Genomic DNA, 8,364 nt, shown 5'->3' with positions numbered 1-8,364 from the left:
AAAAGGAATGGGAAATGTCCGACAAAAATAAAGTCACTTATTCACAAGACAATCAGCCAAAATCCATGTTGGATGAAATGGATACCTCTAATAAGAATTTGCAGCATATCGGGGTTGAATTGCTGACGGTTCATACGGAAGGAACGGTGCATGCGAAACGTATGTCCGGAAAATTTCGAACCATTAAGTGGGTGGTTGCAGCCATGTGGTTATCTTTTTTTATCGGCCCTTATTTACAATGGGATGGTCGTCAAGCCATTTTGTTCAATCTTGTTGATCGTCAGTTCCATATTTTCGGTATCACCATTCTGCCCCAGGATATTTGGGTGTTGGCGATGATTTTACTGTTTTTTGCCCTTTTGCTTGCAGCGACAACGGCGGTTGCGGGGCGACTCTGGTGTGGTTATGCTTGCTTTCACACGGTCTGGATGGATGTGTTTACTTGGGTGGAAGAAAAGTTTGAAGGGTTGCCCAATAAACGGATGAAGCTGGATAAGGAGCCCGTCAGTTTTTCCAAACTTCAAAAGAAAATTCCAAAGTGGTTTGTATGGGCTTTTATCGGTTTTATGACCGGATTTAGTTTTGTCGCTTATTTCGATCCGGCTTTGAGCTTGTGGGCGCGCTTATTCACATTGGACTGGACTGGGACAGAAACTACGATTATTCTGTCGCTGGCTGCGGCGACGGTTTTCTTTGCGGGTTTTTTAAGAGAGCAAGTTTGTATTGGTTTCTGTCCTTATGCCCGTATTCAGGGTGCGATGATCGATACGGAAACCGTGGTGCCCACGTATGATCTTGACAGAGGTGAGCCACGCGGACGGATGAAGCGGGTCAAGCCTGGCGAAGAAACTCCAGAACTGGGTGACTGCATTGATTGTAATTTATGTGTCGCTGTTTGTCCGACAGGGGTGGATATTCGTAAAGGTCAGCAATTTGGTTGCATTACCTGTGGTTTGTGTATCGATGCGTGTGACTCGGTAATGGAGAAGATCAAAAAGCCTAAAGGATTGATTCGTTACGCTTCTCTTGCAGAGTTTGCCGGTAAACCCTTTGTGCCTTTGTATAAGCGCCCAAGGGTGATTGTGTACACCAGTATTATGGCATTTGCAGCCGCAGCAATGATCTGGGGCTTGGCAACGATGTCGCCCTTGGATGTGAAGGTTCTCCATGAGCGTGCGCCTTTGTTTGTTCAAATGAGTGATGGTTCGATTCAGAACAAATATTACGTAAAGGTCGTGAATAAGGGGAACGCGCCATTAGAGGCCAGTATTAACGTAACCGGACCGGACGGGCTGTTCTATGTCGGGCCGGATTCCATCCGAGTTTTGCCGGGCAATGTGGGGACAGCGACTTTGTTGGTGCGGGTGCCTAAAAAGGATTTGGTTTCTGAAAATACGCCGATTGATTTTGTGGTTCAGAACAAAAATGCACCGGAGATACAGACCACTTATGACAGTATGTTTTTGGGGCCGAAGGTGCGCTAGTACAGGTTTCTTAAATGCAGCCTGTGTGGCATGAATTTTCGGTATAATTGAAAGGCTCCTGAAAGGGAGCCTTTTTTTATGGAGGAAATAGCCTTGACTGAATCAACCGACAAATCTGCAGAGCACCCAAATAAACGAGACTGGAGCGTGGCCTGGAAAAATCCATTTGTCATTGGCTGGTTTACGATTTTGATTATCGTGTTAACGGTGAATTTCTTTATGGTCAGCATGGCCATAGTGACGGCGCCAGGCCTCACAGTGCCTGATTTTTATGAAAAAGGTAAGAATATGGGGGCCATTATTGCAAAGCGTAACCATATGGAAGAACTCGGCTGGCAGTTTGATATCGATCTCCCCATTTTGCAAGCCACGCAAGATAAAAAGGTGACCGTGAAGGTGCTGGATAGCGAAGATCGAGCGTTTGATGTGGATACTGCGATTCTCTATTATTATCGACCTTCCAATAAAGACTATGATGGCGAACTGGTGCTGCAACCCACTGGGGAAACCGGTGAGTACAGCGGCACGATCAACCTGCCCCTAAAAGGTAAATACGACCTGATTATGGAGATCACCAAGGGCGAAGAGGTGTTTAACTTAGGGCGCTCGATTATGGTTCAGGATGCCCCGTGAGGCGGTTTAAATGAATCAAGCCTGTTATCACTGCGGACAAGGGATTCAAAAAGGCAGTTTGGTGCTCAAGTCCATTCAGGGTCAAGAGCAATCTTTTTGTTGTCATGGTTGCGCTGGAGTTTGCGAGGCCATTCATGAGGCGGGTTTGGAAAGTTTCTACCGTCGCACACCGGAGGGGGAACTTTTGTCACCACCGCCACCGCCGACGAAGGATACGGAGTTTTTTGATTACGATGAAGTCCAGTCGCAATTTGTTGATAACCTAACTCAGCAACGCGAAATCACTTTGATTTCCGAGGCGATTCACTGTGCGGCCTGCATTTGGTTGATTGAGCACACTTTAGCGAAATTGGATGGTGTGCAGATGGCTAAGGTGAACTTTACCAACAAGCAGATTAAGCTGCGTTGGGATAATGATGTGATTCCGCTTTCCGCCATTATCCGTGAGTTGAACCGTGTCGGTTATGATGCGGTGCCTTACGATGCCTCTAACAGTGAAGAGGCTTTTCGCAAAGCCAACCGAGATCTGCTCTATCGTTTAGGGTTTGCTGGCTTCGCCATGATGAATGTGATGTGGTTCTCCGTGGCGCTTTATGCCGGTGCGGATCAGGATGAATCCTTCCGTCATTATTTCCATTGGGTCGAGTTTGTCATTGCAACCGTGACGCTTTTGTACTCGGGTAAGCCCTTTCTCACAGGAGCTTGGACATCGCTTAAAGCGCGCAGTGTCGGTATGGACGTCTCCATTTCACTGGGGATTTTCACCACGTATTTCTATTCTTTTTGGGTCACGGTGGATCCGCAGCATTCCGGTAATGTTTATTATGACACCATGATTGATTTTATGTTCTTGCTGTTGATTGGCCGCTATCTGGAAGCCATATCCAAAAATAAGGCCATTGACTCGACTCGACGGTTAATGAATCTGCAGCCGAAAGTCGCGCGCTTGAAAACGGAGACGGGCATGCAGATAGTGCCGGTGCGTAAACTTAAAGCAGGGGATGTGGTGCTGGTGAAACCGGGTGATCAAATGCCGGTAGACGGCGTCATCCTTGAGGGCAGTGGCAGTGTCAATGAGTCCATGCTCAGTGGCGAGTCTCGGGAAGTTTTAAAGCAAGCCGGCAGCCATGTTTCGGCGGGCACGATGAATTTGGATGGTGCCTTGTCCATTCGGGTTGAGTCAATCCTGCAGGACACCATGCTTGGACGCATTGTGCACATGGTTGAGGATGCTCAGGGGTCGAAAGCGCCCATTCAGTGCACAGCTGAACGCATTATGCCGTGGTTTGTTTCGGTTGTGATTGCGTTGGCGACGCTCAGCTTTGTTTACTGGGTGGTGAATGCCGATTTTGAAACGGCGATGATTGCCTTTACCGCAGTATTGATCATTACCTGTCCTTGTGCGTTTGGGTTAGCGACCCCGATGGCCACGGCTGTGGCGTCGGGTGTGTCGGCTCAGAATGGTATATTGATCAAAAACGGAGCCATGCTGGAAATTTTGAACAGCATCGATCACTTTGTCTTTGATAAGACGGGTACCTTAACCAAAGGGCAAATGCGGTTGATTGATTATCAGTGCCGCGAAAGCCTTGATGAATCGACCTTGTTGGCGGACTTGGTGCGGGTTGAATTTCATTCCGAGCACTCTTTGGGGCGAGCGATCGTTGAAAGCTTGCAAGAGCGTCAGCCAACGCTTAAAGGTATGGATATGCGCGTGGACTTCTTCCAAGCACAAGGTGGGAAAGGGGTCACGTCTTCAATTGAGGGGCGAGAGTATCATATTGGAACAGGCGTTTGGTTGCAGGCGCTCGGGATGGATTTGCCAGAGGCTTTTTCAAAGCTGGAGCATGCCCGAGCCGAGCTGGGTCAAACCAGTGTCTGGGTGGCTCAGAATAAACAAGTTGTTGCGATATTGTTTTTAGAAGACGAGCTGCGTGACGATGCGGCTGAACTGATTCAGCGACTGAAGTCGCGTGGCAAAAAAATCACACTGCTCAGTGGCGATCGGAGAATCGTTGCTGAAACCGTCGCCAATCGGCTTGGGGGCATGGTTGTGCAGGCGGAGGTGTTGCCCGAAGATAAGTACGATGTGATTCAAACGCTCCAGAAAGCGGGTGAAAGTGTGGCCATGGTCGGAGACGGCATCAATGATGCGCCAGCAATGGCACGTGCCAATGTGAGCATTGCGTTGGGTTCGGGAACCGATGTTTCAATGGATTGCGCAGACATTGTTTTGTTAAATAACGAATTGCTATCGGTGGACACGGCGGTGGATTTGTCCAGCCGGACACTGAAAACGATTAAGCAAAATATTGCCAGTTCGATTGTGTATAACATTACCCTGGTGCCCTTGGCAATGGCGGCGATGCTCACGCCGCTTATCGCCGCGATTACCATGCCGTTGAGTAGCTTGGTGGTGATTGGGAATGCCGCTCGCATTCGAAGTTTCTATAGCAAAAAAGCCATTGCCAAGCGTAAACGTCTTTCGGCGGAGCTACAACCAGTGGATAAAACCTAAGCAGGGAGAGAAATATGGACGTTGTTTTTGGTTTGATCCCCATGATGTTATTGTTTGGTTTTCTGGTGGTGGTGGTGTTTATTTGGATGGCGAAATCGGGACAATTCGATGATTTGGACGGTGCCGCCAACAGTATCTTTATGGACGATGATTTTGATGAAGAGCGCAAGCCAAACACGGCCGAAACCGCTCACTCAGACGCAAAAACGTCCGCGGCTGCTTCAGATGAGTCGGGGGTTAAAACACCAGAAAAGTAAATGCCCTAGGCACTGTTTTCGGGTTAGAGTCTTAGGGAGCCCAGACGCCACCTAGAATCGAGTCCTGGTGCGCCCCCGTGATCGTCTTCAGTCCGATAGGCTGATTGTCCAATCGCTGCTTGGCTAGCCAGGCACACATCATGGCTTCAATTGCGTGGGGCGAAATACCCAGTTCACGCGTGGTCCGAACCGGACACAGGCTCTGTTGCTGTAGGCGTTTTAACAGAGTGGCATTGTCCGCACCACCACCGCTGATGAGGATTTCCGATGGTGGGGCGGGGAGTGATGCGATGCCCTGTTTGAGTGTCTCCACGGTGAGTTGATTCAGGGTGGAAAGCTTTTCCTGTGCGGACATATTCGCCGCGGCCGCAAAGCGATCGAGGGACTGTTTTAACCAGGCCTGGTTGAAATAGTCCTTACCGGTTGTTTTTGGAAAAGGTAGGCTGAAATAGGGATCCGATAACAGCTGATTTAACCAGGCCTGGTTAGGTTGAGCGTCGGCGGCCAAGTCGCCATTTGGGTCGTAGTCACAGTTGAGTTCTGCGCGACAGACGTCATCCATTAAGCCGTTGCCGGGACCGATATCAAATCCCAGCGATTGGGTGGGTGAGAGATAGCTGATATTGGCGATGCCGCCAATATTGATAACGGCTATCGGATCCTCGACCTGAAATAGAACGCGGTGAAACGCCGGTGCCAGCGGTGCGCCCTGTCCGTGGTTGGCCATGTCGTCTATGCGGAAATCGGCGACGGTGGTGACGCCGGTGCCTTTGGCAATAAACGCCGGATGGCCGATTTGCAGGCTCATGGATAAACTTGGGGCATGGAAAATGGTTTGTCCGTGGCTGCCGATGGCGATGATGTCTTGCTTTGGAACGCTCGTTTGTTTTAAAAGCGTCTGGGTGGCTTGCACAAATTCTGCGGCGACCTCTCTTTCAAAAGTACACAATTGTTTTAGCGAGAGGGTTGGCGTTTCGTTTAAACGATTCAGTGCGGTTTTCAATGCGGTTGGATACGAATGGGTGATAAAGGCATCGAGTTCCATCCGTCCCGTTGGGTGAAAGCGAACCAGCGCCGCATCAACGCCATCCAAACTGGTGCCGGACATCAGTCCGATATAGCCGTCCGCCCGACGATTCTGGTTACTCAAAGTTAGCCGCCAGCTGCGTGTGGGGGTTCAAGCGTTCCATTTGTGCCAGCATGAGTTCTGAAAAGCGGTCGAATTCCGCATGATATTGTTTGGGAACTGGCCCGGCATCGGGGAACTTCACTCTCAATGGGTCAACGTGCCGTCCGTTCTCACGAAACTCATAGTGCAGGTGCGGTCCAGTGGCCAAGCCGGTCTGGCCGATGTAGCCGATCACTTGCCCTTGGCGCACCCAGTCGCCCTGTTTGTATTTTCCGAATTTTGACATGTGTGCATAAACGGTGGTGTACTTTCCGGCGTGTTTGACAAAGATAACGCGTCCGTAGCTTCGGTTCCATTGTCGCTTAATGATCTGTCCGTCACCGGTGACGCGGATCGGTGTGCCAATCGGGCCGCCGTAGTCTACGCCGCGGTGGGCACGCCATTTTTTCAAAACTGGGTGAAAACGCTTCGGCTTATAGCGAGAGGTGATGCGGACATAATCCACCGGATTGCGTAAAAAGGCTTTGCGCAGATTGTGACGGTTTTCATCAAAGTAACCTAAAGGTTCGTTGTGCTTGTCTTTTAATAAGAAGGCGGTGTGCCGCTGGTCACCGGCGGTGACGATTTCGGCGGCCAGAATGTCGCCATCACCGATATAACGGCCATTAATGTATTTTTTCTCGTAGATGACTTTAAAGGGTTTGCCTGGGCGAAGCTGGCGAATAAAATCGATTTCCCATCCAAAAATATCCGCGAGATTCATAATGGTTTTGGCACTGAGTCCGGCCTCTTCGGCACTGATGTAAAAGGAATGCTGTATGATGCCAGTCGCTGTTTCCACTTTAGTCTCGACGGGCAAGTCGATTTTTTCAATCCGAAAGTCGTCGTTAACGTCTCGTGTCAGTTGGTAGTGCACAGTGTCGTATTTTGGGTAAAAGATTTTTTGCAGTTGTTGCTTGTCATCCAGCCAGACCTGCAAAGCATCACCGGAACGCAATTGCGTCAGCCATTCACCGTTTTTTGTGTTGGCAATTTTATAGGTGGTGCCGATGTGGATGCCCAGCGTTTCAAGCGCTTGTGATAAGCTGCCGTTTTTTTGAATAGTCACTTGGTGTTTTTGCCAGGCCTGCGGCGTATCGTCATGGCTTGTCTTAGCTTTGGCCGACACCTTCGGTAAAGGCAGTTGCTGCTTTTCGGCACTCGGAGAGGCGGTGGCAAACTGGCCGATCACAACAAACGATAGTGTCAGGAAAAGTATGAGATGTAAGCTGGCTTTTAATGGATTCACGATTCTTTATCTGTTTTGTTGTTTATAGGGTTATGGATCCCTCAAATACCCCGCAGAAACTCACTGGGCGGTTCTTCGAGGTCTCTTTATCAAAAAGTTTGCATGGCTTTTTGAAGCCTTTTTGAACGAAAGTACCTACTTTCAGCAATAATACGGTTAGGATTATACCCGAATGAAAAGCGCAATTACCAGCCTAAAGCACGCGGCTGAGTGCTTTCTTTTAGATGAGTGCTAAGTCCGAGTATTTCACAAACTTCCATGGGCCTTGCTGACCCCCTTAATTCCACAAGCCAAATTTCTTCAGTCGGTCGTAATTGTGGGTGGGGTGCATCTTCGAGAATTTTCTTGTAAACCAAGGCTCTGCGAAATAGATCACTACAAGTGCATGAAACATTCGTGCTGGCAGCGTGTCTGGGTTAATGATAGGTCTGTACAAATTTGAAGAGCATTCAGGTTATAATCAGCCTAATTTTTACGTTTGACGAAGATCGTGCAGAGGCCTCGGCGCTCGACTGAGTACTTTCGCAAGTATCTGGGTTAATTCATATTTTAAAAAGTGTCTGCCACCGTATATTGGCGGCGGCTCGGCTCATATAATCAAAGCAACAGGGAAACAAAGTGTCTAACAACGCGGCAACGGATATTTCAACTTTTCAAGGGTTGATTCAAACCCTCCAAGCCTTCTGGGCGGATCAAGGTTGCGTCATTATGCAACCCTACGACAACGAAATGGGCGCGGGAACCTTCCACCCATCCACCTTTCTCAGAGCTGTCGGCCCAGAGCCGTGGCGCGCGGCCTATGTACAACCCTGCCGTCGTCCAACCGATGGTCGCTATGGTGAAAACCCCAATCGCCTGCAGCATTATTATCAGTTTCAGGTGATGCTGAAGCCGTCACCGGATAATATTCAGGAATTGTATTTGGAATCGTTGAAAATCCTCGGCATCGATCCGTTGGAACATGATATCCGCTTTGTGGAAGATAACTGGGAATCCCCGACACTGGGCGCCTGGGGCTTGGGCTGGGAAGTTTGGATGAACGGCATGGAAGTGAC

7 protein-coding genes are annotated in these 8,364 nt (G+C 49.3%); 5 read left to right on the top strand and 2 right to left on the bottom strand.

The annotated features are described in order from the left end of the window. The first annotated feature begins 65 nt into the window (after positions 1–65). The 4 genes from ccoG (at position 66) to ccoS (ending at position 4,892) form a co-directional block, all read left to right on the top strand. Entirely contained in the window at positions 66–1,484 is a 1,419-nt protein-coding gene (gene ccoG, locus ACP5D0_RS09085; protein ID WP_472365426.1) for a cytochrome c oxidase accessory protein CcoG, read from the top strand. A gap of 93 nt (positions 1,485–1,577) precedes the next feature. Then, complete coding sequence (locus tag ACP5D0_RS09080) at positions 1,578–2,117, top strand: FixH family protein (protein ID WP_472365425.1); 540 nt, start codon at positions 1,578–1,580, stop codon at positions 2,115–2,117. A gap of 10 nt (positions 2,118–2,127) precedes the next feature. Then, complete coding sequence (locus ACP5D0_RS09075; RefSeq protein WP_472365424.1) at positions 2,128–4,635, top strand: heavy metal translocating P-type ATPase; 2,508 nt, start codon at positions 2,128–2,130, stop codon at positions 4,633–4,635. 14 nt (positions 4,636–4,649) lie between these two features. Further along, positions 4,650–4,892, top strand: a complete 243-nt coding sequence (gene ccoS, locus ACP5D0_RS09070) for a cbb3-type cytochrome oxidase assembly protein CcoS (protein ID WP_472365422.1) — start codon at positions 4,650–4,652, stop codon at positions 4,890–4,892. Between the two features lie 31 nt (positions 4,893–4,923). On the opposite strand, the gene ACP5D0_RS09065 is transcribed toward ccoS, so the two are convergent. Beyond that, the gene (locus ACP5D0_RS09065) at positions 4,924–6,042 is read right to left on the bottom strand and encodes an anhydro-N-acetylmuramic acid kinase (RefSeq protein ID WP_472365421.1); all 1,119 of its coding nucleotides are present in this window, start codon (positions 6,040–6,042) and stop codon (positions 4,924–4,926) included. Next, positions 6,035–7,309, bottom strand: coding sequence for a peptidoglycan DD-metalloendopeptidase family protein (locus ACP5D0_RS09060; protein ID WP_472365419.1), 1,275 nt, complete (start codon positions 7,307–7,309; stop codon positions 6,035–6,037). The genes ACP5D0_RS09065 and ACP5D0_RS09060 overlap by 8 nt, the downstream gene beginning before the upstream one ends. A 618-nt stretch (positions 7,310–7,927) precedes the next feature. Between ACP5D0_RS09060 and ACP5D0_RS09055 the strand changes: the two genes are divergently transcribed. Next, a partial coding sequence (locus tag ACP5D0_RS09055) for a glycine--tRNA ligase subunit alpha (RefSeq protein WP_472365418.1) occupies positions 7,928–8,364 on the top strand: 437 nt, incomplete at its 3' end.

It is taken from the genome of Hydrogenovibrio sp., from assembly GCF_049975065.1.
In the GTDB taxonomy this organism is placed as follows: domain Bacteria; phylum Pseudomonadota; class Gammaproteobacteria; order Thiomicrospirales; family Thiomicrospiraceae; genus Hydrogenovibrio.
Note: the sequence above shows the minus strand (reverse complement) of the source record. Positions and strands in the feature narration are given on the sequence as shown.